This window comes from Limnobaculum zhutongyuii (assembly GCF_004295645.1).
GTDB lineage: Bacteria > Pseudomonadota > Gammaproteobacteria > Enterobacterales > Enterobacteriaceae > Limnobaculum > Limnobaculum zhutongyuii.
In genome coordinates, this window is the sequence record NZ_CP034752.1 from 2,519,506 (window position 1) to 2,545,952 (window position 26,447).

17 protein-coding genes are annotated in these 26,447 nt (G+C 45.4%); 6 read left to right on the forward strand and 11 right to left on the reverse strand.

Going from position 1 to position 26,447, the window contains the following annotated elements; genetic code table 11:
- The first annotated feature begins 93 nt into the window (after nt 1-93).
- Together EKN56_RS11300 and yghX are read left to right on the forward strand one after the other, a co-directional pair.
- Nucleotides 94-2,358 carry an Orn/Lys/Arg family decarboxylase gene (locus tag EKN56_RS11300; RefSeq protein ID WP_407656554.1) on the forward strand — a complete coding sequence of 755 codons (2,265 nt, stop codon included), beginning with the start codon at nt 94-96 and terminating at the stop codon, nt 2,356-2,358.
- Nucleotides 2,359-2,500: 142 nt separating this feature from the next.
- Nucleotides 2,501-3,418, forward strand: coding sequence for a YghX family hydrolase (yghX, locus tag EKN56_RS11305; RefSeq protein ID WP_130591871.1), 918 nt, complete (start codon nt 2,501-2,503; stop codon nt 3,416-3,418).
- A gap of 292 nt (nt 3,419-3,710) precedes the next feature.
- Here the strand turns inward: yghX and EKN56_RS11310 are convergent, their stop codons facing one another.
- The 4 genes from EKN56_RS11310 to EKN56_RS11325 all read right to left on the reverse strand — a co-directional run bounded on the left by EKN56_RS11310 (nt 3,711) and on the right by EKN56_RS11325 (nt 11,904).
- Nucleotides 3,711-4,445, reverse strand: coding sequence for a phosphoadenylyl-sulfate reductase (locus EKN56_RS11310; RefSeq protein WP_130591872.1), 735 nt, complete (start codon nt 4,443-4,445; stop codon nt 3,711-3,713).
- A gap of 9 nt (nt 4,446-4,454) precedes the next feature.
- Nucleotides 4,455-6,152: an assimilatory sulfite reductase (NADPH) hemoprotein subunit gene (cysI, locus tag EKN56_RS11315; RefSeq protein WP_130591873.1), complete on the reverse strand. Its 1,698-nt coding sequence runs from the start codon at nt 6,150-6,152 to the stop codon at nt 4,455-4,457.
- Nucleotides 6,152-7,957: an NADPH-dependent assimilatory sulfite reductase flavoprotein subunit gene (gene cysJ, locus EKN56_RS11320; protein WP_130591874.1), complete on the reverse strand. Its 1,806-nt coding sequence runs from the start codon at nt 7,955-7,957 to the stop codon at nt 6,152-6,154. Before cysJ ends, cysI begins: the two co-directional genes overlap by 1 nt.
- A 254-nt stretch (nt 7,958-8,211) precedes the next feature.
- Complete coding sequence (locus tag EKN56_RS11325; RefSeq protein WP_130591875.1) at nt 8,212-11,904, reverse strand: autotransporter outer membrane beta-barrel domain-containing protein; 3,693 nt, start codon at nt 11,902-11,904, stop codon at nt 8,212-8,214.
- A gap of 948 nt (nt 11,905-12,852) precedes the next feature.
- Between EKN56_RS11325 and copA the strand changes: the two genes are divergently transcribed.
- Entirely contained in the window at nt 12,853-15,579 is a 2,727-nt protein-coding gene (gene copA / locus EKN56_RS11330; protein WP_130591876.1) for a copper-exporting P-type ATPase CopA, read from the forward strand.
- A 122-nt stretch (nt 15,580-15,701) separates the two neighbouring features.
- Here copA and dagF read toward each other — a convergent pair whose 3' ends face one another.
- From dagF to dagR, 7 genes are all read right to left on the reverse strand, one after another.
- On the reverse strand, nt 15,702-16,454 hold the full coding sequence (dagF, locus tag EKN56_RS11335; protein WP_130591877.1) for a 2-dehydro-3-deoxy-phosphogluconate aldolase: 753 nt from the start codon (nt 16,452-16,454) through the stop codon (nt 15,702-15,704).
- A complete protein-coding gene (gene dgaE / locus EKN56_RS11340; protein ID WP_130591878.1) occupies nt 16,441-17,571 on the reverse strand; it encodes a D-glucosaminate-6-phosphate ammonia lyase in 1,131 nt (376 codons plus the stop codon). The genes dagF and dgaE overlap by 14 nt, the downstream gene beginning before the upstream one ends.
- A gap of 4 nt (nt 17,572-17,575) precedes the next feature.
- Entirely contained in the window at nt 17,576-18,442 is an 867-nt protein-coding gene (locus EKN56_RS11345; RefSeq protein WP_130591879.1) for a PTS system mannose/fructose/sorbose family transporter subunit IID, read from the reverse strand.
- Between the two features lie 2 nt (nt 18,443-18,444).
- Nucleotides 18,445-19,191, reverse strand: a complete 747-nt coding sequence (locus tag EKN56_RS11350; protein WP_130591880.1) for a PTS mannose/fructose/sorbose/N-acetylgalactosamine transporter subunit IIC — start codon at nt 19,189-19,191, stop codon at nt 18,445-18,447.
- An 86-nt stretch (nt 19,192-19,277) separates the two neighbouring features.
- The gene (locus tag EKN56_RS11355; protein ID WP_130591881.1) at nt 19,278-19,763 is read right to left on the reverse strand and encodes a PTS system mannose/fructose/N-acetylgalactosamine-transporter subunit IIB; all 486 of its coding nucleotides are present in this window, start codon (nt 19,761-19,763) and stop codon (nt 19,278-19,280) included.
- Between the two features lie 4 nt (nt 19,764-19,767).
- The gene (locus tag EKN56_RS11360) at nt 19,768-20,184 is read right to left on the reverse strand and encodes a PTS sugar transporter subunit IIA (protein ID WP_130591882.1); all 417 of its coding nucleotides are present in this window, start codon (nt 20,182-20,184) and stop codon (nt 19,768-19,770) included.
- Between the two features lie 137 nt (nt 20,185-20,321).
- Entirely contained in the window at nt 20,322-23,138 is a 2,817-nt protein-coding gene (gene dagR / locus EKN56_RS11365; RefSeq protein WP_130591883.1) for a transcriptional regulator DagR, read from the reverse strand.
- A gap of 374 nt (nt 23,139-23,512) precedes the next feature.
- On the opposite strand from dagR, the gene EKN56_RS11370 reads away from it, so the two are divergent.
- The 3 genes from EKN56_RS11370 (at nt 23,513) to EKN56_RS11380 (ending at nt 26,279) form a co-directional block, all read left to right on the forward strand.
- On the forward strand, nt 23,513-24,349 hold the full coding sequence (locus EKN56_RS11370; RefSeq protein ID WP_130591884.1) for a TraB/GumN family protein: 837 nt from the start codon (nt 23,513-23,515) through the stop codon (nt 24,347-24,349).
- 46 nt (nt 24,350-24,395) lie between these two features.
- Nucleotides 24,396-24,878, forward strand: coding sequence for a Cys-tRNA(Pro)/Cys-tRNA(Cys) deacylase YbaK (gene ybaK, locus EKN56_RS11375; RefSeq protein WP_130591885.1), 483 nt, complete (start codon nt 24,396-24,398; stop codon nt 24,876-24,878).
- A gap of 183 nt (nt 24,879-25,061) precedes the next feature.
- The gene (locus EKN56_RS11380; protein WP_130591886.1) at nt 25,062-26,279 is read left to right on the forward strand and encodes an MFS transporter; all 1,218 of its coding nucleotides are present in this window, start codon (nt 25,062-25,064) and stop codon (nt 26,277-26,279) included.
- Nucleotides 26,280-26,447 lie beyond the last annotated feature (168 nt).

Here is a 26,447-nt window from a genome sequence, read left to right on the forward strand (position 1 = left end):
TGTGCACGGCAATTCAGTCATTAAAACCTTAGATTGCCAGCCTAAATAAATTCAGGGGTTATCATGCAAGACATTCGCTTACATAAGTTTCCTATACGTATTTTGTTAGTACACAACGTGACTGATAATTCTACCGCTGTTGGTCGTGCTATTAGCGAACTCACCTGCGAATTACAACAATGCGATGCTGAAGTTATAGCCGCGCATCAGGTAGAAGATGCCTGTTCGATCATTGACTCAAATCCCACCATTCAATGCTTACTGTTAAACTGGGATTTTGATAATGATCCTGAGCATCAATCACCAACAGTTATTCTGGATACCTTACGTCGCCGCAATGATTCAATGCCGGTATTTTTGTTAGCTAACCGAACCAGCGCCACACAAATCTCTATTGATGCAATGCAGAAAGCCGACGATTTTATTTGGCTACTGGAAGATACAGCCTCTTTTATCAGTGGTCGGATAATTGCCGCCGCCGAACGTTACCGTCAGGATGCATTACCACCAATGTTTAAAGCCTTGGTTGAATTCTCTAAAGTTTATGAATATTCATGGCATACTCCAGGCCATACTGGCGGTACAGCCTTCCTAAAATCACCGGTAGGACAAGCTTTTTTCAACTTCTTTGGCGAGGAATTATTCCGTTCCGACCTCTCCATATCCGTAGGGGAGTTGGGTTCACTTCTGGATCACTCAGGCCCTATTGGTGAAAGTGAACACTACGCCGCACGAGTATTTGGCGCTCATCGCTCCTATCATGTTACTAACGGTTCATCTACCTCTAACCGGGTGATCCTGATGTCCAGTGTGACGCGCAATCAAATCGCACTATGCGACCGTAACTGTCATAAATCCGTGGAACATGCCATGACCATGTCGGGCGCTATTCCCACTTATATGATGCCATCGCGCAACTACTATGGAATTATTGGCCCTATTAAACCTGAACATCTGACAACTAAAGCTATCAAAAAGTCGATTGCTGATAACCCTCTGGTTACCAAAGATATTGATGCTACGCCAGTGCACGCCATTATCACCAACTCCACTTATGATGGGTTGTGTTATAACGTCAAACGTGTAGAGGAGCTATTAGGCCAAAGCGTGGATCGTCTGCATTTTGATGAAGCCTGGTATGGCTATGCTCGTTTCAATCCTATTTATCAGGATCGTCATGCTATGCATGGCGACCCTAAGGATCACGATGCAAAAGGCCCTACCGTTTTTGCCACTCAGTCAACTCATAAACTACTGGCGGCCTTCTCTCAAGCCTCGCTGATCCATGTCCGTAATGGCAGAAATCCTATTGAGCACACCCGCTTCAATGAAGCTTTCATGATGCACGCCTCAACATCACCGTTCTATCCAATCATTGCTTCCAATGATGTCAGCGCGGCCATGATGGATGGTACCAGTGGTAAAAGTCTGACTACCGATGCCATTAGTGAAGCCGTCTCCTTTCGTCAAATGATGGCAAGAATGCATGCTGAATTTGCAGCAGATAAACAATGGTTCTTTAACTGTTGGCAGCCGGATACCACACACATTGGGAAGAATAAAACCGTTCCTTTCTATCAGGTTCCTCAGGATGAGCTGATTAGTAATCCGCAACACTGGGTGCTTCACCCTAACGCTGCATGGCACGGGTTTGGTGATATAGAAGACAATTATTGTATGCTCGATCCAATTAAAGTATCGGTGGTTACACCGGGCATGCAGATTGATGGAACACTAATGCCATCCGGTATTCCAGCAAGTATCGTCACAGCTTATCTCGATCGTCAGGGTATTGTGGTTGAAAAAACCACCGACTTTACCATCCTGTTCCTGTTCTCTATTGGTATCACTAAAGGAAAATGGGGCACATTGGCCAATACGCTATTGGATTTTAAACGGGATTATGATGCTAATGCGCCGTTGGAACATGTATTACCGGCTCTGATGGAGAGCAACCGGGAACGCTATGCCGGTATGGGGTTACGGGATCTGTCTGATACGATGTTTGCCGCGATGAAAGAGCTAAAAACCACCGCCGCCATGTCCGCCGGTTTCTCCGAATTACCTATACCAGACTTCAGCCCAGTGGAAGCCTACGAGCAACTGGTACGTAATCAAATAGAAAGTCTACCGTTAAATAAAATGGCAGGAAGAACCGTGGCAACAGGCGTTGTTCCCTATCCGCCGGGAATTCCTTTACTGATGCCGGGGGAAAATGCCGGTCCTGCTGATGGCCCACTACTGGGTTATCTCAAAGCGCTGGAAGCTTTTGACAAACGCTTCCCGGGATTTACTCACGACACCCATGGCGTTGAAGTGGTCAATGGTGAATATCAAGTCCTGTGTGTTAAAAAATAGTGTTGTAATATGAATTGGCTGAAAACCGGAAAAGTAATTTTCCGGTTTTTTATATAACAAATCCATTCCATTGGTTTACAAAACCACCAATAGCAGACCATTATTTGTACTCATCTGATGACAGCAAATGTGGAGCCTGTATATGACTCGTCTCACCGCAAAAGATTTTCCCCCCGCACTGCTCGAGTATTTTGATTTCTATGTACATGGCCGCATAAGCAAGCGTGAATTTCTCGATCTGGCAACCAAGATGGTGGTCGGTGGAGTATCGGCAGCGGCACTTGGCTCATTACTGATGCCCGACTATAGCTATGCGCAACAGGTAGAGTTTACCGACCCTGAAATTATCGCTGAATATATCCAATATCCATCACCCTTGGGACATGGTAGCGTTCGGGGTTATTTCGTCCGCCCGGTGAAAGCCAGCGGTAAAGTACCCGGTGTGGTAGTGGTGCACGAAAACCGTGGACTAAACCCCTATATTGAAGATGTAGCACGACGTTTGGCAAAAGCAGGCTTTGTCGCTCTGGCTCCGGATGGACTCAGTTCGGTTGGCGGTTACCCGGGAAACGATGATAAAGGGCGCGAACTACAACAGCAGATCGATCCGACTAAATTAATGAATGACTTTTTCGCTGCCATTGAGTTTTTAATGCATCACGCTACAACCACCGGCAAAGTAGGCATTACCGGTTTTTGCTACGGTGGCGGAGTCGCTAATGCCGCCGCAGTAGCCTACCTGGAACTGAGTGCTGCCGTGCCCTTCTATGGTCGTCAAGCCAAAACCGAAGATGTACCACACATCAAAGCACCAATACTGCTGCATTACGCCGGGCTAGACTCACGCATTAATGAAGGCTGGCCCGCTTATGAGGCCGCACTGAAAGCCAATCATAAAACTTATCAAGCCTATATTTACCCCGGCGTGAATCATGGATTTCACAATGATTCCACACCGCGCTATGACAAAGAAGCAGCAGAACTTGCCTGGGACAGAACGCTGGCCTGGTTCAGGAAATATTTAATATCTACGGATAGCACTAAAAACCACCAATCATAAAATCAATGGCGGCTTTAATCTCATCGCGATAATGCTGGGCCTGACACACTTGGTCACCCAGCATACTTTGACGTACAACAGGCAAAGCCTGTTTGAACAGCGCTCGCGCTGGCCCGAAGGGTGAAACACTGCAGAGTGTTTTATAACTGCCCGTAGCCCGGTCAAGCTCAACGCACTCCGACCTCAAGTACAAACGGTCTTCCGGTCGAGCACAAACCCAATATAAGCACCTCTGATTTTACGACCGGAATATCCATCAATATCTATTAATCGGGTTTTTCATCATCAAATATCACCCCTCATGCAACCCGCACTCCCGCTTCAAACCAAAAAACCGCGTTTCCTCTTCGCTCATGCCGGGTTCCCATTTACGGGTAGTGTGGGTATCCCCCACCGATAAATAACCTTGTTCCCATAAAGGATGATAATTCAGGCCATTATCCGTCAGATATTGATAAATTTGCCGGTTATCCCAATCGATAATCGGTAGAAATTTAAACACACCTCGCTGAATGGCGAGCACAGGTAATTGCGCCCGGGAACTCGACTGCTCACGACGTAAACCGGCAAACCAGGTTTGTGCCTGCAACTCAGCCAAAGCCCGGTTCATTGGCTCAACTTTATTCAACTGATTATAACGCTCAATACCTTCAACGCCCTGTTCCCACAACTTGCCATAGCGACTTTCTTGCCAGACGGGAGAGTAAGGAGCACGATAAACCTGCAGATTAAGATTAAGCTGCTCCGTCAGGCTATCGATAAACTGGTAGGTTTCAGGAAACAGATAACCGGTATCCGTCAAAATTACCGGTATATCTGGCTGCTGACGCGTAACCAAATGAAGACAAACTGCCGCCTGAATCCCAAAGCTGGAAGAGAGCACTTTGTTTTCTGGCAAGTTCTCCAACGCCCAGGTAACACGCCGTGCAGCAGATAACGACTCTAACTGACGGTTAATCTCCGCCAGTTCAGTTTTCTGTTCTTCCGTCGTTAGCTGGTTTAACCGGACTAAATTCAGGTGCGACATAATGTCTCCTTAATCGTAAAAGTCACGAGCTGAGTCAACTACCGGCTTAATAATTCCGGCGCGGATAACATAATCGCCAAACCCTTCCTGCTCCTGACGATCGCTGGCCCAACGGCCAATCAAACTATCCAGCTCAGACAGTATTTGTGCTGAGGTAATATTTTCACGATACATACGAGGAATACGCGTACCTTCTCGATTGCCGCCAATATGCAGGTTATAGCGATCCGGCGCTTTACCTACTAATCCGACTTCAGCCAGCATCGCCCGTCCACAACCGTTAGGGCAACCGGTTACTCGCAAAATAATATGTTCGTCAGGCAATTGATGTTTTTCCATCACCTGCTCTACCTGAGTAATAAAATCAGGTAAGAAACGTTCTGCTTCGGCCATCGCCAGTGGACAGGTAGGGAACGATACGCAGGCCATGGAGTTCTTACGCTGCTCTGACACCCCATCATTAATTAACCCATGCTGACGAGCCAGTTTCTCTATCTTAGCTTTATCGTTAGCGGCAACCCCCGCCACAATCAGATTTTGATTAGCGGTCAGACGAAAATCCCCTTTATGAATTTTGGCGATTTCAGCCATACCGGTTTTTAATGGTTTACCGGGGTAATCCAGCAGGCGACCATTCTCGATAAACAACGTTAAGTGCCATTGTTTATCAATGCCCTCTACCCAACCAATGCGATCGCCACGGCGAGTAAAGTGATAAGGAACAACAGGAGCAAAACTCACCCCAGCCCGTTTTTCTACTTCTTGCTTAAAGGCGTCAACGCCAACTCGCTCCAGCGTATATTTGGTCTTGGCATTTTTACGTTCGGAACGGTTACCCCAATCGCGTTGGGTAGTTACTACCGCTTCCGCAATCGCCAGCGTATGTTCTAACGGAATATAACCAAACTCAGAAGCCTTACGGGGATAAGTCAGCTTATCCCCGTGGGTCATCGCCAGACCACCGCCCACCAGCACGTTAAAACCAACCAGTTGACCATTTTCACCAATGGCAACAAAGTTAAGATCGTTGGCGTGCAGATCCACATCGTTATCCGGTGGGATCACCACGCTGGTTTTAAATTTACGCGGCAAATAGGTCGCACCAAGAATGGGTTCTACGTCGGTAGTTTCTAGCTTTTCTCCATCCAGCCAAATTTCAGCATAGGCGCGAGTTTTTGGCAGTAAGTGTTCCGAAATTTTCTTCGCCCACTCATATGCCTGCTGATGCAGTTCTGACTCAACAGGATTAGAAGTACATAACACATTACGGTTTACATCACCGGCAGTGGCAATAGAGTCCATCCCTAAGCGGTGCAGCAGTTGATGCATCGGCTTAATATCGTTTTTTAATACACCGTGAAACTGAAAAGTCTGGCGAGTTGTCAGGCGGATGCTGCCGTATAGCGTATCCTCAGCGGCAAAACGATCGATCCCCAACCACTGTTGAGGGGTGATAATCCCACCGGGCAAACGACAGCGCAACATCACGTTTAGCAGTGGTTCCAGCTTCTGCTCCGCCCTCTCGGCTCGTAAATCACGATCGTCTTGCTGATACATACCGTGAAAACGGATCAGCTGAAAGTTGTCACCACGAAATCCGCCGGTGAGGCCATCTTTCAAATCATCGGCAATGGTTCCACGCAGAAAGTTACTCTCACGTTTTAGCCGTTCGTTGTCAGACAGTTTAATCTCTGAATCATTGCTCATTAGTAAACATCTCGCTGATAGCGTTTATCGATACGCAGTTCGCTTAAAAATTCGTCGGCCTGCTCAGGGTCCATAGCCCCGAGCGTTGACACAACGTCCAGTAATGCACGTTCCACATCTTTTGCCATATGGTTTGCATCACCGCAGACGTAAAGATGGGCGCCATCCTGAATCCATTGCCACAGTTCGCTACCGTTTTCCCGCAGCTTATCCTGTACATACACTTTATGTTGTTGATCTCTCGACCAGGCCAAATCGATACGGTTTAGCAGGCCACTTTTCACATAGCCTTGCCACTCCACCTGATAGAGAAAATCAGAAGTAAAATGAGGGTTACCAAAAAACAACCAGTTCTTACCTTCCGCTCCGGTTGCTTCACGCTGCTGCATAAACGCGCGGAACGGTGCAATACCGGTTCCCGGCCCAATCATAATCACCGGAGTAGAAGGATCGTCCGGCAGTCTGAAGTTATCGTTGTGTTCAATAAATACCGCAATATCGTCCTCTTCTTCCAGACGATCCGCCAGATAGCCGGATGCGCCTCCGGTACGAGGATTTCCATCCACGTTATAGCGCACTACACCAACGGTCAGATGCGCTTCACTCCCCACTTCCTCTTGCGATGAGGCAATAGAATAGAGGCGCGGTGTGATAGGACGCAGCATAGTTAACAGGGTCTGCGCCTCCATAGGTGAAGGTGCATGGCGCACCATATCCACAATTGGCGTGTTATGAGCATATTCCTGTAACCGGGCTTTATCCGTCAGCAACTCTACCAGACGCGCATCGCCGCTGTGATTGGCATAAAACTCCACGATTGCGCTGGTATTTTGTGTCAGCTCATAGTGATATTTAAGTGCATCCCGCAGTGGTTGCGGCTTGCCGTGAACCTCAACCTGTGTGTCACCCGCAATACCCAATTCCGACAGCAAAGTTTCAATCAATGCAGCATCATTTTGAAACCAGACACCTAATGCATCCCCCGGCTGATAGCTTAGCCCTGAGTCACCTAAATCGATTTCTATATGACGGACATCGCGATCGGAGCTGCGTGAAGTAATTTTCTGGTTAACGGATAACGACGCGATTAACGGTTGCTCTTTAGTATATTTACTATGACTTTCACTGATGCCTTGTGTATGGGTTGCAGATGATGGCAACGATGCAGGAATCTCAGCCTTCAGACGTTCCACAATTTGATGCCGCCATTGCTCAGCCAGCGACTGATAATCAACATCCGCATCTACTCGCGCCAGTAACCGTTTAGCGCCCAGCTCTTCCAGACGATGGTCAAAATCTTTACCGGTCTGGCAGAAATTTTCATAGGAGGTATCTCCCAGACCAAAAACTGCAAACTGCGTCTGATTCAATGCCGGTACTTTTTTAGAAAACAGATATTTATACAGCGCAATCGCCTCTTCCGGCGCATAGCCTTCCCCCTGAGTAGAGGCCACTACGATAAGCTGCCGTTCTTGATCGATTTGCTTAAACTTATACTCACCCGCATTCACTAAAGTTGCTGATAACCCGGCATGGCTAAGATCGTCACGCAGTTGAGTGGCCAGCCTGCGTGCATTACCGGTCTGTGAGACGGATAAAATGGTTACCGGCCGTGCAGTAACAGCAGAAGTTGATGACGGAATGGCGGCAGCAAGCGTATTGCTATCCTTATCGGTTAATCCCCATAAATAGCCTGATACCCAGGCAAGCTGTACCGGCGTTAAGCCGGAAGTAGCGGTCTTCAACCGTTCTAATTGTTCCTGTGACAACGGTAAAACCGGGACAGGTAAAGCCTTATCTGACATGGGTATGCGGATCCTTTAGAATTATTCTGTCTAAGAGTATCCCGCTGGTTTCATTAGATTAAAGAATGGATAGACATAACAAATAATAAAAAGGCATATGGGGTAAGCCACGCCACTGGATATCTGAATCCAATGGGTCTATTGCTTGCCCCGATGGAATGTATGGAGTTATCGACCAACAACAATTTTCAATAAAAAACGGGAGAATCATTCTCCCGCTTTCTGTTTTCTTTACTTAGCGATATTTAGCATTATCAGAAGTTAACTTTGATCCCCAGATGACCACTGTAGCCATCCACATTGGAGGAGAACGATTTCTGATATTTCACATCACCATACAGTGAAGTATTATCCGATATTTTCGCACTAATTCCGCTACCTATTTGCCACCAGGTTTTATCGAAATCAGATGTCATGGTGGTATTTGCTACCCGGACATCCGGAGAGTCCGTTATGGTATGAATAACATCCATCAATACGTAAGGCTTCATGGTTTCCATTTGTTTGGTGATGCGTAAACCACCGCGAGCACGCACGCTATTATGCGATGTGCCATCAACATGACTCACATCATCGTTGAATGAGTTCATCGACAGATATTGATACATCACCTGTGCCTGTGGTTCGATACTCCAGCTATTCCCTGTATCAAATGGCTTACCGGTTTCTGCCGAGAACGCAAGGCCATACCCATCCTGTTTAGCATTATGATCGCTGGAATAGTCATTCCGGTAGTAAGTACCCTGAGTCACTAAATCCAGATAGCCACCATCCTGTGCCATACGGGTATAGTAAGCTCCCAGACCATAACCGTGAGTATCCACCGTACCTGTCTGTGTTGATAATGTTGGATTCAAACTGCGGGAGCTGTCATTAGCATCTGTATTTTGTTGACCTAGCGTCAACATGATACCAGAGGTAATCTCTGTTTGAGCCTCATTTGTCGCCTGATACAGGTCGGCTCCCAACTGAGCAAACCAGGTATCGGTATCATAGCTAAAGCTGCCAGATTCATTCTCGATATGCTGACCGCCAATACGCCCCCACGTACCACCAGTATTACGTACGACATTATCGCCGATACGTTCATGCATCGTACCAATGGTGTCAAAACCATACTGCTCGTTCAGATAAGGTGCCGCCACGTAACCAGGGACTTCCGGACGATAGGATATTGTATTCGTCGGTGTAGGTACTGAAGCTGGTGTCGGAACTGGAACTGCTCCTGCATCTGGCTCTTGAGCTGGCGCTGGTGGTGGTGTTGGCTCCAGATAGGAACGCAGATACCAATCATTTGCACCAGTCGTACCTCCCTGATACAAGTTATATTGATAAGCCCCAGCGCTGACAGTATTACCCAGTTTAAAGGCTCCACTCTCGTTACCATCAATCTGAACGACCTGAATACCATCACCGACTGTCAACGCGCCTAAACCGCCCGCATTATTTACCAACAGATTGTGATTACCACTGGCATCCCCGGTTACATGCACTTTATCGCTCTGAGTATTAGCACCGCCTTCATTCAGTACCGTATTCAAAACAAATGTACCGTTATTACCGTTTAATGTATTCACCGATAGTGTTTTAAAGTTGCCGGAAACCGGAGGGGTAAACGAGATCGTCGATTGGTTAATATTCAACAAACCGACATCAGAACTGCCGGTCATATTCCAGTGGCTATCCGTTAAGTTATGGTTAGTCACACCGTGTGCAGCACCTGTCATGGTTGAATTGTTGCTCAACGTCATATCAGTACTGCTGTCTGATGCAACCAACACATCACCGCTCAGAACAGAGTTGTTCGCATTAAAGGCAAATGCAGAAGCACCATCTACATTAATGGCGGTACCATTACCACCGGTCACTTCACTGTCAGTCAGGTTAACCTCACTGTTCATTAAAACGTTTATACCGTTTCCCTGAGCAGCCTTCACTGTGCTGTTCTTCAAATCAATTGAGCCATCTTTAACCGATAGACCAGAAGCTCCGGCTCCTGCCGTCAAAATCTGAAGATGACTACCGTTGATGTTTACTCTGCTGTCAGCATCGCCTTCGGCACTTAATCCATAGGCCGATGCCCCTTTGGTTTCAATGGTTCCGCCATTTAATTCAACCAACACGGCATTCACATTAGCACCCTGAGCAACACCGACTACGCCGGATGCATTATTCCCTTCAGTCAGAATAGTGATATTGTTAGCCGTAATTTGAGCCGAGTTGCTATCTGACTGAAGACTGCCTACATCACTATGCGCCTGCAGACCATAAGCGTTTGCACCTTGGGTATGTACTAAGCTATCTTTCAAAACAATACTGTTGCCATCAGAAACAGAAACACCATGACCAGAAACACCAGTGGTCTGAATCTGAACATTATTAGCTTCAATGCTTGCACCCAACGCTTCAGCGTACTTATCATAGCCATAAGCATGGTCAAAGTAGAGAGAGTTAGCCGATAAACCAAAGCTATTCTGACCAGCAGTTTTAATAACCGCATTGTTCAACTGCGCTTGAGCCACACCATTAACTGATACGCCAACGCTGCCTTCATCTCCCTTAGTTTCGATGAGGGTGTCATTCACTACCAATTTACCATCAGCACCAGACGCGTATGCTCTGATCGCCGCAGCCTTTGTACCTGAAGTGGTTACCGAACCTCCATTTAACACCGTACTTGCACCGTAAGCTGTTAAAAGCCCCACAGAACCTTCACCACTGGTAGAAATACGACTGTTATTAATGGTCATATAAGTAACATCAGCAATCGTATTAGCACTGACAAAAACTCCCGCAGAATCACCATAGGCTGGATTTGCTTTTCCATGAGTAATAATATCGCTATCGTTCAGCTCCGCTCTTGTCCCTCTTTCAGTTGAAATGCCGCAGCTTATATCACCGTACATTTCAACCCGAATGCCCGTCGCTTTCAAAATAACCGACGTGTTAGAATCGGTATCATATGGATTAAAACTTGGGTTTTGTAGGCTAATCCCTACAGACTGAGCGCCTAACGCGGTAATGGTTCCACCATTAACCTCGCTTTCTCCACCCGCCGAGAGTAAACCTATGGAAGTATTACCATTGGAGGTAATATTGGTATCGGTTAAGAACAGATTAAGCCCATTAGCAAAAACGATTCCGTCAGTACCATTACCATTCATGATAATATTAGATTTATCAATCTGATTAGTGTTGGCATTAGTATATATGGCGCTGGAATAATCTCTGGCATCCGTTATTTTAACATTTGTCATCGTCAAGCTATTAGCGTTCATCATGCTTATCGCTTGAGTACTGACTAAACCTGTGCCGTTTAAGTTAATTTGAACGTCAGTTAAAGAAACTGTGGCATTATTTGAACCACTGATTGCACTATCGGTAGATTCGATATTACTGTTATTCATATTTAGCTCAGAATTAATAACCCAAATTCCTCCGCCACTTGAAGTCAAATTCGAATCAGAAAAACTAGCTTTTGAACCATTTAAAATCCTGGCGATATCAGCGCCATTGTCTGAGGAAGTTAATGCAATACTGGTTTGACTAACATTTGCTGTTGCACCATTATCCAACAGCATAGCAACTTGATAATAACCGGCTCTTGATGGGCCAGTTAACACGGTCATAATCGTGCCATCAACATTGAGCAGAGTGCCCGGACCCGATGCACTAACTGCACCCTGTGCATCCGTGATTAATGAAGGGGTTAATGTATCTCCCGGCTGTAAGGTCAAGGTCTGACCGTTAGATACCGAAATTTGAGTGTTATAGTCAGTTGAGTTGGCATCCAGAGAAAGGAGTGAACTTAAACCACCAAATACCACTGCGGCAACATGATTGCGAGAAATCGCACGGCTAGATTTCTTTTTTCCACGGCTTAATTCTGAGGCAATAACCCACTGTCCCAGCGCGTTATTCCAAATTATCTGATAAACCTTATTCATATCAACATTCCATATTGTATTAAACACAAATCCATCAAAAGCATATAATTAATTCACCAATTTATTTCTAAATAGTAAAATAATTAAAACACTCAATGATAAAGCATCCATTTTAAAAACCTTTAATGCGCTCATATTAAAATCATCACAATATAACTGTCAATAAAACGACACATTACCACCAACTTAATTGAAAATAATTTAAATAATAATAAAAATACACGCAAGTAAAATCACAACAGAATGAAAGATAAGGATTTTATTTTATCTTTAAATATAATTAAAAATAAAAAAGAAAAATAAAAAACACGTTATTAAAAATATAAATAAAAATAAAAATATATAAAATCATAAAATCATAAAATCATAAAATCATAAAATCATATTTTTATAATAAAATAAAAAAATAACACTTAATTAAATCAGCATAAAATTCATATGTGAAAAACCATGGTAATAATTAACCAATTGTATTTAAAGAATAAATTCTTTAAATTACATTAAAAAAATAAGAGGAAAAGGAACTTAATTGGTATTAATAAGTTGTAAAAACCCTGAAAATCTGGAAATAACACACATTTAAGAAATATCATTAAACTTATAAAAATAATGTTTTAAAATGTAATATGGTAATAAAAATTATAAAATACAATGTATTAATGATTCCTCCGAATATTGCCAGATGCGTAAAACAGCACTAAATGTAGAAATAGATGTCCTTATCAATCCCTTTGATTCGCTTTATAGTGATAAAGAATTAATGAAGATTACCCATTCATAATTAAGGAACTATTTGGGGTTTTAAGCCCGCAAGTATAATTATTCTCCCTTTTTATCAGATACCAAAAAATCATTTGACCTTCCTGTTGCTGGAAGGTTTAAACTTCATTACAGCTAAGAAAAACCAATTACGGTAGAAAAATCTGAGCAAGTCATCAGGAGTCTATTATGCAACACACTACTATTCTGCAACTGACCGGTTTGTCCTGTATGGGCTGTGCTGGCAGAGTTAAAAAAGCACTGGATGCCCTGTCCGGCGTACAGTCCAGCGATGTAAATGTTACTCAGGCTAAAGTGGTCAGCGAACTGCCTGACTCTGAATTAATTGCCGCCGTTGAGCAGGCTGGCTATCAGGCTGAAACCGCTAAACCAGACGTCACGTTAGATCTGTCAGGCCTTTCATGCGGCCACTGCACCGGAGCAACCACCAAAGCGCTGGAAGCCGTTGAGGGTGTACTGTCAGCTCAAGTTACTTTGGATAAAGCCGAGATCTATGGTGATGCAAAACCGTCGGTATTAATTGAAGCCGTTAAACAAGCGGGTTATGAAGCCAGCCTGAGCACCGGTACTGCTCACCCAAAAACTGAGCCGCTGTCAGTATCAGAAAAGCCGGAGCCAATGACAGCGGCGGAGAATAGCCATCCGGCAGACGCATTACCCGCAGCAGTCACAGATGATAACGATGACAGCGTACAGTTACTGCTTAGTGGCATGAGCTGTGCCAGTTGCGTTAACAAAGTTCAAAAAGCGCTGGAAAGTGTTCCCGGCGTTGAACAGGCCCGGGTCAACCTGGCAGAACGCAGTGCCATGGTCTTTGGTCAGCCACAGCAGGATGAGCTGATTAATGCGGTACAAAAAGCCGGTTATGGTGCGGAGATAATTCAGGATGAAGATCAACGCCGCGCTCGCCAGCACGAAACCTCCCAAAAAAGTATTCGTAAATACCGTTGGCAGTCCGCACTGGCGCTGGCATTAGGTGTTCCGCTTATGCTATGGGGCGTATTTGGTGGCACCATGATGGTGACCACCGATAACCAGCCTTACTGGATTGTGACCGGCCTGATAACGCTGGCAGTAATGATTGCTGCTGGTGGACACTTCTATGTGAATGCCTGGCGTAGTCTGATGAACCGCAGCGCCACTATGGATACCCTGATTGCATTGGGTACCGGAGCCGCCTGGATTTACTCCATCAGCGTTGCTATCTGGCCACAGATTTTCCCGATGGCTGCCCGGCATATCTACTTCGAAGCCAGCGCCATGATTATCGGTCTGATTAATTTAGGTCATGCACTGGAACAGCGGGCAAGACAGCGCTCATCAAAAGCACTGGAACGGCTGCTGGACCTTACGCCGCCAACGGCCAAAGTGGTTACCGAACAGGGTGAGAAAGTGATCCCGCTATCTGACGTTCAGGTGGGTATGTCTATTCGACTTACCACTGGCGATAGGGTTCCGGTAGATGGCGAAGTAATACAGGGGGAAATCTGGCTGGATGAAGCCATGCTGACCGGTGAAGCCATGCCACAGCAGAAATCAGCACAGGATCGCGTTCATGCTGGTACCGTGGTTCAGGATGGTAGTGCCCTGTTCCGTGCGGGTGCTATCGGTAACCAAACCACGCTGGCACGTATTATCAAACTGGTTCGTCAGGCACAAAGCAGTAAGCCAGAAATTGGTCGTATGGCTGACCGTATCTCCGCGGTATTCGTACCGGTGGTGGTCGCTATTGCATTAATCAGCGGACTGATTTGGTATCTGATAGGGCCACAGCCACAGCTGGTATATACCCTGGTAATTGTTACCACGGTGCTCATTATTGCCTGCCCTTGTGCGCTAGGTCTGGCTACGCCGATGTCAATTATCTCTGGCGTGGGTCGTGCCGCTGAATTAGGTGTTTTAGTACGTGATGCGGATGCTCTGCAACAGGCCAGCGCAATAGATACCGTGATTTTTGATAAAACCGGTACTCTGACTGAAGGCAAACCGCAGGTTACTGCCATTCATACCTTTAATCAGACAACTGAAGCGCAGGTATTGGAATGGGCGGCAGCATTAGAACAAGGTGCCAGCCATCCATTAGCTCACGCGATTATGACCAAAGCAGAAGGAATAAGCCTGCCGCAAGTCAGTGAGTTCCGCACGCTGCGAGGTTTAGGAGTTAGTGGCTCCGTTGGTGAAATCGTACTCCTGCTGGGGAACGATCGCCTGATGACCGAACAGCAGGTAGATATCAGCGCAGCGGCTGAAGCTATCCGCACCGAAGCAGAACGAGGAGCCACACCAGTATTACTGGCTGCAAACGGCACCTTGGTCGCGGTGTTCGCCATCCGCGATCCGTTACGAAGCGATAGCGTTCAGGCACTACAGCGCTTACATCAACAGGGCTATCAACTGGTTATGCTAACCGGAGATAATCAGATTACCGCCAATGCCATCGCTAAAGAGGCTGGTATTGATAAAGTGATCGCCGGTGTATTACCTGATGGTAAAGCCGATGCCATTAAGCAGCTACAACAGGCTGGACATAAAGTCGCCATGGTCGGTGATGGTATCAACGATGCTCCGGCACTGGCCTGTGCCGATGTGGGTATCGCCATGGGAGGTGGCAGCGATATTGCTATTGAAACCGCCGCTATCACTCTGATGCGCCATAGCCTGAGCGGCGTTGCCGATGCGCTGGAGTTGTCTAAAGCCACCTTGCGTAATATGAAGCAAAACCTGCTGGGTGCCTTTATTTACAACTCGCTGGGGATCCCGATTGCGGCCGGTGTGCTTTATCCATTGACCGGTGCGTTACTCAGTCCGGTGGTAGCTGGGGCAGCAATGGCACTATCGTCTATTACTGTGGTGGGAAATGCCAACCGTCTGTTGCGGTTTAAACCGAAAGGATAAATAACTGTTGATGGCTGAATATAAGCCGGAAACGAATTTGTCTAAAACGTAGTTCCGGTCATTAAAACTACTGATAATCAGCAATTTTAATGACCGGCCGTTTTATCATATTACTAATGGGATCAAAGCGACTTTATTACCGACTTCACTATATCCAGTAACTTCACTATATCCTGTATACGTGTATTACCACTATCAGCATCAATAATTGAGCTGTAGATGTGTGGCATAACTTGCTCAACGCCAGCGTTAAGACAGGTTTCAAGTATCGGACGAAAATTATCCAGATCAATGCCGCCGGTAGGTTCAATCATTGTCATACCATTACGTACACAACTTTCAGCCAGCGCTTTAAGTTCTGGTAACGACTGCATCCCGCCCATCGGGAAGAATTTAGCCGCATGACCACCAAGATCCTGAATCATTTTTATAGCAGTATCGCAACTGACAATGGCGGGTATTCCCTGACTGCTATGCACACCGGTTGAAATAATCACGCATCCTGGTGTACCGGTAGGAGAAATTAAGGCATTGATGCGAGTATTGGTTACACCACGTGCAGCCAGTGCACCAGCAGCAAAGCCACAGCCAGTAAAGGTTTGATTAACGTGAGCCGGAGCAGTCTGCGCGGCAATCATCGCAGCTTTATAAAATTGTTGTGCTGACCCGGCCCCCAAACCAACTGAAATAGCGGGTACTTGCCCCATCCATCGTGTTACTTCCGTTACTCCCTCCTCAACCGTATTGAATTGCGCTGAAATAACTCCTACTACGGCATGGCCTTCAGCAGCCCTATACACATCAACTGCATTGGCTACATCCTTAGCCAATACATTAAGGGCTACCCGTTGCTGATAAAAATTAATTTGCTGCATGTTTAGCTCCGGATAATCGGGATATCTCCTGCAAGCGATCCACTATCAAGGCGAAATCTCCCTTTTTTAATGCGCGCGGATCAAAACTAAATACCCCCTGATGAAGAAAATAGTGACGGGTATAAATTGCAATTTCTCCCGTACGCAACAGTTCTTCAACCTCTACGGCATTTAATCCTAATTGAGAGGGATCGACTTTCACTCGAATACGATAAATAGCACGCCCGGCTTCATCCTGTTCTATATCAGCCTGAAAACCAGCAATCGTGGATATTTTTTGTGCAATCTCCTTAAGTTCGGGTAATTGCTGTGTCCAGTCAGGTTGATGTGCTTGATAGCGTTCCATTGCCATCACCAATCCAACCATATTTTCCTTGCCGATCTTCATGGCACGGGCAATACCATTATGTTGAGCTTTGCAGTAACTAATCCATTGATTTTGGCCGGTGATAAATCCTGAAGTAGGTGCATCCAGTGCTTTAGCGCCACTGTAAATCACCATACTGGCACCAGCAGCGACATAAGCACGTAAATCCTCTTCCGCTGCCGCATCAACAATCAATGGAATATGATGACGTTGAGCAACCTCAACAAAGTCTTTCAGTGCAACCATCCCTTTTTGTACACAGTGATGAGATTTGACATATAACAAAGCGGCAGTCTCTGAACTGATGGCTTTTTCTAACTGCCAACGATAAGAGAGATTACTTTGCCCTACCTCAATCACTTTACCGCCGCCCAATCGAATCGCAGTGGTAATCGGGGCACCGTAGTCGATATTGTGTCCACGCAGCATAACAATTTGATTAGCCAAGCCCTGACTGTCCGGAAGTCGGGCAACCAAATCAGGTTCTCCACGCGTCACCGCGGCGGCAACTGCAATAGCGATTCCTGCCGATGCACATGAAGTGACATAACTGTCTTCTGCGCCGGTATGTTGTGATATTAACTGGCCGACACGATCGACCAGTTCATCAATTTCAACAAATAAAGCGGCAGCTTCGGCGGTAGCCTGCATCACCTCCGTCGCAACGGAGGAGACGCCAAGAATCGTCATCTTCCCGCTGGCATTGATTACCGATTTCAATCCCAGTCGTTGGTAGATATTCATCCAGATTTCCTTATAGCAGACCGGTTAAAGAGCAGAACAAACTAAGTATCACTACCGAGAATAAAATAGTGGTATAGCGAGGCCCTTTCTTCAGTAAGAACAGGTAGATGGAGAATACCGCTGCCAGAGGTAACAGACCGGGAGCAATCGAATCCAGAATTTGTTGAACGACAATTTCCGATCCTTCCAGTGCACTGATTTTTAATGGTGTGGTTATCTTAACGTAGCTGGCAGACAGGGCCCCCATCATTATCAGGCCCAGCACGTTAGCGCCGTAGATCAGTTCTTTGATATTTCCCCCCTGCAGTAAGCTAATTATCGACTCACGACCCAGGGTGTAACCTTTGTGCGCTAAACCATAGCTAATTGCCAGAGTAATACCGGTATACAGCACTACAGGCATAATACCGCCCCATGCGCTACCGCTTGCGGCAAAAGGAATAAAGATAGCAATCAGCAAAGGCATAATTGCGGCCCATACGATGGAGTCGCCAATACCTGCCAGTGGCCCCATCAAACCGGTCTTAATACCCGTGATAGAAGAGTCGGTAATGGCTTCACCACGCGTCTTTTGCTCTTCCATGGCAATGGCAACACCTTGGATAACGGCACCGAAGGTCTGCTCACTGTTAAAAAAGTTCAGGTGACGTTTGAGGGCATCAACCTGTTCTTCTTTTTGTGGGTACAGCTTTTTAATAATCGGCGTCATTGAAGCACAGAAGATCAGGCTTTGCAGGCGTTCATACGAGTTGGAAACCTCTGCCCCCAGCCAGTAAAGAAACCAGGCTTTTGTGATATCTCTTTTTGTTAGTGCGTTAGTCTGGCGAGCTCTCTCAACCAACTCATGATCCATAATTGCGTTATCTGTGGTGCTCATGATTATGCTCCTTCACTCTTCGCCATATTTTTTACTAAGAACGCCGCGCAGGTACCGAAAATCGCCATGGCCATAATGTCGACCTTTAAGTAAATAACGGCGAAGAAACCCGCAATGAAGTACGGCAGTAAACTCTTTTTACCGATAACCATAATGGTGATAGCAAATCCAAGTGCAGGCAGGATCCCACCCATAATTTCAAAGGAATGAGTTAACCAGTGAGGCATTAATGCCAGGAATTTTTCGACTACGCCCTGACCAAAATAGTTAGCGGCAAATACCACCGGAAAGCGAATAACTAACCCCAGTAATGCCGGATACAGGAATGCACACATCATGATGCCGCGCATATTTGCCTGTTCAGCATACTTATCCGCCATATGAACCCAGATAGCGTTCAAAGTACGACGCAACTGATCAATAAACACGCCGATAACGCCAAACGGTATTGCCAGAGCAATTGCCAGATTGGGGTCCATGCCAGCTTTAACCGCAATCGGTAAGGCGATACAGGCTGCTAATGCTGGGTCTGAAGGCACATTACCACCGGGAGTAGATGTTACGCCCAGATAAACTAATTGCATTCCTGCGCCAATAATCATCGCCGTTTTCATATCGCCCAGTAACAAACCGACAAATACAGCAATCGCAATAGGCTGGATTAACATACCCGATAAGGTGTACCCCAAACGCAAACGGGCAAACCAGTAGTACAGTCCCATACAGATGGCAACAGTTAAGTTATCCATAGTGTTACTCCTAAGATGTTCTATTTTTATTGTTTGAAGTTGCATCAGCGTTAGCGGCAACTTCTGTTACTTTGGCTATCGTGGAGTCAGAATTTTTTTAATACATCTTCCAACGCCTGAGGTTTGTCCTCAGGAATAGTTTGGAAAATAACGTTAACGCCACGTTGTTGCAGGTCACGTAACACGATGACATCAGCTTCATCCAGAGTAATATTCTGGAATACCGCTTTGCGGTTTGGCCCACCACCTAACCCACCAACCTGAATGCCGGTAACGTTAAAGCCATCTATTACCGCTTTTTGTACGGATGCCAGATTCGGGAACAAAACCAGCACGTTACCTTCGCCTAATTGATTTTCATTCCATGCTGCTGCAAAGCTTTGGTTGCTATAACAGTCCACCTTCACATTAGGCGGCGCTGCCATTAAATAGATACTTTTCATGAAAGGATCGGCATCCAGCTCATCGCTGACAACGGCAATACGATTCGCCTGAGATTGTCCAACCCATTTAGTAACGACCTGTCCGTGGATAAGGCGGCTATCAATTCTGCACAGTACGATTTTAGCCATGATGTTATTCCTCTGATGTTATTGATTTAATATGCTTAACAACGTCAATACAGCTTTTCTGACCTAATTCGACTAACTCATCAATCGCGTCAGTTAGTGCACCCCGATCGCGTAAATCTATGGCCGCTAACAGTAGCGTAGCGTTCAGACCAGAAATCACGCCAATTTGGTAGTCCGCACTCAGGCGGGCAGCAACATTGGAGGTAGTTCCACCAATAAAATCCGTCAGAATCACTGACCCCGCAGGCATAACAGAAACCTGTTGCTTAACTTTTTGATAAAATTCATCAAGGGTATCAACCGGCATCAACGCGATATCAAACACACCGTCGGTTTCACCGATCACCATGCGAACGCTTTCACGTAGTTGCGCCCCCCAGCCACCGTGAGTAAGCAGCAAAATTTGTGGTGTTAAAGACAAAAGAACCTCCTGATTTTCCCTGAAAATAAATTGCTAAATTTAGTATTACTTTGGATATAGCAATTGACGTGCCAGCTTTGTGGCACGTCAGAGATCGTTATGGAGGTGCGGGGGATTAAATCCCCACCATAGAAGGGTTAGCGGTAAAGCAGCTCGTAGATATAAAAGTATTCAGCGTCAGAAAGGCGAATAGAATATGCCTGTTCTATAGGTAAAAAAGCATTCTTGATGACAGAAAATGCCTGTTGGTCTAAATCCTGCTCGGCATCCAATGCTATCTGTAACGGTTTATGGCTTAAAACGATACGCTCAACCATACAGCAGCAATGAATCAGGAAACGAAGTGTCACCTGACGGGTTGGATGGATATCCTGAGTCCGGCAAATTAAATGCAATACGCCTTCCATCTCCTGCAAAATTCGTTGAGGATTGAGAACCGAGATATGGTTGATAATACTTTCCAGCGTCAGCGCGCTGATAAAGCGCATTGAACTGCGTTCAACTTCCAGCTGGCGCTCTGCACTATTCAAATCCGGAGTCAGTAAACTGAGCACTAACTCAGGTCCCTGCTCAGAGAACAGCTCTTCCAGCGAGATAAACGGTATATCGGGTAATCCTGGTTGGAAAGTACCCACAATCCCCACCAAACGCTCACTGCCGCCAATGGCATTACGCAATCGCTCCAGGCTGCGAACCTCGTTGTAGTCAACCACAATCAGTTTGGTATCATCTGACATTAACGTGCCGAAGCTCTCTTCCAGCACTTTTTTAATTTTTACTGCGGTACCCATGCCGGTAATACAGGAGATAACCAATACTTTTCCACTTTCTTCTTCGTGCCGATCGCACAAATGAAAAGGAATTCCTTTACTATTCATCAAGGCCATTAATGGTTCAAATTCACTGGTTTCATAAGTTAAGTCCAGACCTATTTCTAACAGTGATGACAGCGTAATATTTTGAATCAGCAATACATCGATATGAAACAGTTTATTCACGGTACTGGCAAAATGAACCAGAGAGCCAATATCAACAATCAATACCAATCGCTGGTAATGTTTTTCACGCACTTCATTAATCAACAGCTCTAATGTGTCATGAACCGATTGTTCAAATGGCATATCGATAGCGGTAAACAGCTCTCGCTCAAGTACCCGGTTCACATAGTTCGCCATGCTGCTTGCCGTTGTAGAACCATGACCAATCAGCATCACACCACAGTCCGGATTAACATCTTTACGTTGGCGAAAACTACGGCACTCTTTTAAGAACAGACATAAATAGACGATTTCAGTTGATGGACACTGAATATGGAAGATCTCATTAATTTTCTGACATAACTGAGTAGCATTTTCATACTCATCTTTGCAGTAGTCTAAAATCAGGCTATTAGAGTAAAGATTTGGGATCAGGCCTTTTTGAACATAGGAAAGAAGCGCCAGAAAATGTTTACGCAGATGCCCGACCATATTCTGCGGCAATGGAAATCCAAGAACCTGTTCGATACAACCCGTAAGCAGCGAAATTCGCTGCTCAATCTGACCACCGTAATAGCGTTCATCCGCCTCTCCGGCATTATGGCTGTAAAGTCCATATTCAAAAATAGTCCGTAACTTATTCTTCAGAATGGATAGCGTTTCTTGAGGCGGCACATTGCTATTGCGTAAATTGACATACTCACGAGTCAGATAGGTATAAAACAGATCGCTATCCTGCTCAGAACTCAACGCAATCAAATGCTGCTTTAGTTGAGCGAATGGTTGAGCGTTGATATCGATAAATTCTTTCTGACCAAATAATCCGTCAACCAGTAACCGGCTACTGGCGTTAGCAGAAACATGGCTGTCGGTCAGACGTTTATCCAGAATCAGTATCGGATGTTGTTGTGGAGACCCCATTCCACTTGCCCAAGCCTGAGCGCACAAGAATTGAATATCACTTTTTAACTGACCGATATTACCTGCCAATGGTTTTTCCAGCAGATACAACAACAATCCTTTATCAAGACGAATGGTCCTGTCAATTTTCCTGCTTTCCAACTGAATAAAGCCAATGATGATTTCAACCTGTTCCTCCAGCGAACGATCTCGCAGCGCAGGAATGGCAATCGTCACCTGAATTCGACGCAAAAAGGTCCGTAATAGCGTTGAATCGGCACTTTCTGTGGTAGCACAAATTAACCGAACGCTGATGGATCTGGCTTTCTCACTTGACCCCAACGGGCGATATTCCCCTTTATCCAAAATGGAGAATAGTTTCTCTTGCCCTTCATAGGGTAGACGGTGCACTTCATCCAACAGTAAAAAACCACCGTCGGCCTGCTCTATCAATCCTCGCTTATTTTCGCTGGCGCCAGTAAACGCCCCTTGTTTATGACCAAACAAATGAGAAGAGAGCAACTCCGGGTTATTAGCATATTCGGCACAGTTGAAATAGACCAAAGGCACCGTTGAATGGGTTAATTGGCCGACGGCAAACTGATGCATCACTTCAGCAAAAAAAGTCTTACCTACGCCAGAAGGGCCAGTAAGCAGAACGTGTAATCCTCCCGGATAAAGCACTGCCGCTTTACCTTTTTCTACTGCCAGCCTCAAACTGCGGTCATAACCAATTAATGAATGGAAAGGATCGGTATCTGCTAAGTTATCTTCTTCCGTTATTGGCAGCAGTTCCGCTAACGTTTTAACTTCTAATAAAGCATCATGACTAAAGTTAATACCCAACAGTTTTTCAACCACCGCCAGATGTAAGAACAGTACCGGACGGGATTTAATTTTTATCACTCTTTTTTCAGTACAAAGTTGATTTAGCTCTTTACTGACTGAATTTCGAGCCAACCCAAGATTAAAACCAATAGTGTCTGCATCAAATCCTACGGCATCCCCTAAAGCATCGCACCTCAGGGTAAGCGTCAGTCGTTCTAACTCCTGGCAAACTGCATCTTTACGTTTCATGATTACCTGTTTTTATTATTTATCGTTGAATGCATTGGGTTATATCTTTACTACCAAAGCTGATTCTATTAATACTATCGTTATTTATCTGACTCAGAGAGTAACCCATTCCGTAAAGGCTAACCAGACGTAACTCTTGGTCAGCCACTGGTGAAATTAAACTGCACATTTGCGAAACTGCTTTGAAAACATCAGGTGAAGCTAACCGGTATAATTTAATGTTGATACGGTTATCAGGCAGGGAAAAACAAGTAACTATCTCAATTTTCATTGAAATACTGACATGATTTATAACAAGAAAAATAACCCCGTTGTTGATTAACCACCAAAGCTAATGCTTAATAAACTTATGTCATTCCCTGTTTGAGGCTCTGATGATTAAAACACTGCAAAAACTGGCTATTGTTTTGGGTTTAGCGCCACCGCTGGCTTGCGCTTATCCGGCCTATGATATGGTGATGCCTAACGGTAGCCAACTGCACCTGGTGGGAAGTATTCATATGGGAACCAAAGAGATGTCTCCCCTTCCTGTCCCCCTGCTGAAGCAGTTAAAGCAGGCTGATGGAATCATCGTTGAAGTCGATATCTCCAAACCGGTTAATTTTAATGGTCGTAGTGATTACCCTCATCTCTCTGAGCGACTTAGTGAACCAGAGTATCTGGAACTGACAAAAATCAGCCAACAGCTCAAACTCGATATTAAGCATATCGCAACTGAATCTGGCTGGCAGGCGGCGCTGGTATTACAAAATACCCAGGCTCAGCAGTTTGGCCTGCAAGGTGAGTATGGCATTGATTTTCAGGTGATACAGGCAGCAAATCAGCATGACATCCCAATAATTGAACTGGAAGGTGCCCAAAAACAGCTCAATCTTTTAGAACAGCTTCCCAATAATGGCATTCCTTTATTACAGGACTCATTAGCTCACTGGCAGGATAATGAACAACTAATGCAAATCATGGTTGGCTGGTGGTTAAACCAACGCGCCAGTAACGAGTCTCTTAGTTTGCCTTACGGTATGGGTGGCGATCTGTACGATCTGATGGTTGCAAATCGTAATCGCCAGTGGGAACAGCAGCTATTGGCGTTGCCAAAAGGAAAGTATGTGGTGGTGGTTGGCGCCTTACATCTGTTTGGTGAGCATAATTTGCTACAGCTATTAAAAGAAAATGCTGGCGTAACGAGTTATGATAATGCCACGCCACTTTAGCCATTATTTTTACTGTTATTGATAGTTAGTTTGAAAGGTATTTTCTATGACGCCTGCAGTTGATCTGTTAAAAAAACAAAAAGTAAGCCACACCCTGCATCCTTACGATCATGACCCTAACGAAACCAATTTTGGCGACGAAGCGGTAAATAAACTGGGTCTGGATGCTAAACGAGTCTACAAAACTCTGTTAGTCAGCATAAATGGTGATATCAAACAGTTAGCCGTGGCCGTTGTGCCAGTATCCGGTATGTTAGATCTGAAGAAAATGGCTAAAGCGTTGTCGGCCAAAAAAGTTGAGATGGCTGACCCAATGCAGGCCCAACGGGTTACCGGTTATTTGATTGGTGGCATCAGCCCGCTAGGACAGAAAAAAAGACTACCTACTGTCATTGATGCGGGAGCAGAAGCATTTCCTACAATGTATATTTCTGGTGGAAAACGTGGATTAGATATTGAGCTGGCACCAGCAGATCTTTGCCGTTTAACCTCAGCCACCTTTGCTCCTATTGCAGCGGAAGGCCGCTAATCCCTGATCAAAATGGCGATTTAACACACAATAACGCTTTTATTGCTAACCACCACCACGCTATACTGGCTTCACACCCATTTAACATAAGCACAACCGATAAAGTCCAGTTCCGGGCTTTATCGGTTGTGCTTTGGGTTAGGGCTATGTTCTAAGGCATCTTCAGCAAAAATAACGAATACTATGACAAATCAAACCAGTACCGATACATTACCACCCGCGGTGGATAATTCGCGTAAGACATCATTTCGCATATTAGGCGCGATTAGCGTCTCTCACTTGCTGAATGATATGACGCAATCGCTGATTATTGCCATCTATCCTATGTTACAGGGAGAGTTCTCACTGTCGTTTGGTCAGATAGGCTTAATCACACTGACTTATCAGCTAACCGCTTCATTATTGCAGCCGTTAATTGGGCTCTATACGGATAAACACCCTAAACCTTTCTCGCTACCGGTGGGAATGGCATTTACGCTAGTTGGCCTGATTCTGCTGGCTTATGCTTCAAACTTCCATATGGTCTTGCTGGCTGCAGCTTTGGTAGGTACCGGCTCTTCGGTGTTCCACCCTGAATCATCGCGGGTTGCCCGCATGGCTTCCGGTGGTCGTCACGGTATGGCCCAATCTATCTTTCAGGTTGGCGGCAACTTTGGTGCTTCACTGGGGCCATTATTGGCAGCCGCGTTTATCGCGCCGTATGGCAAAGGCACATTAACCTGGTTCGCTATCGCGCCTTTACTGGCTATTGTGGTGTTATTACAAATCGGCCGCTGGTATCAGGCTCAGCAACGCAGCAATGGCGGCAAACCATTACGACCGTCGACTGCACAGAAATTGCCCAACAGCACTATTGCCTTTTCGCTGTTTATTCTACTTTCGCTGATTTTCTCCAAATACTTCTATCTGGCTAGCATAAGTAGTTATTATACCTTTTATCTGATGCATAAATTCGGCGTTACCCTGCAAAATGCTCAGATCCATTTATTTGTTTTCTTATTTGCTATTGCCGCAGGAACCATCATTGGCGGGCCTGTTGGAGATAAGATTGGGCGTAAATATGTTATTTGGGCCTCTATCCTTGGAGCAGCACCCTTTACCCTCATTTTACCCTATGCATCACTCTATTGGACCGGTATTTTGACCGTGATTATTGGTCTGGTCATGGCTTCTGCCTTTTCCGCCATTTTAGTGTATGCACAAGAGCTGATTCCGGGGAAAATCGGTATGGTTTCCGGTTTATTCTTCGGATTATCTTTTGGTATGGGAGGACTGGGAGCCGCCGCATTAGGCTATGTGGCCGACCAAACCAGCATCGAGACGGTATACCATATATGTGCTTTCCTTCCTCTGCTGGGTATTCTGACCGCTCTGTTACCAAATATTGAGCATAAGGTGTAGTAATTTGGCTTACTCCTGCGTGGAAAAAATTTTTCTGCGCAGGGAAAAACCTTATGGAGCATGATGATAATGATTCAATATTGTATAAATGCCTGTCTTTAATCGATTCAGTAATTAATTGATACTTTTTTTCATAAATAGCAAATATTCCCAAGCAAAAGTACGATA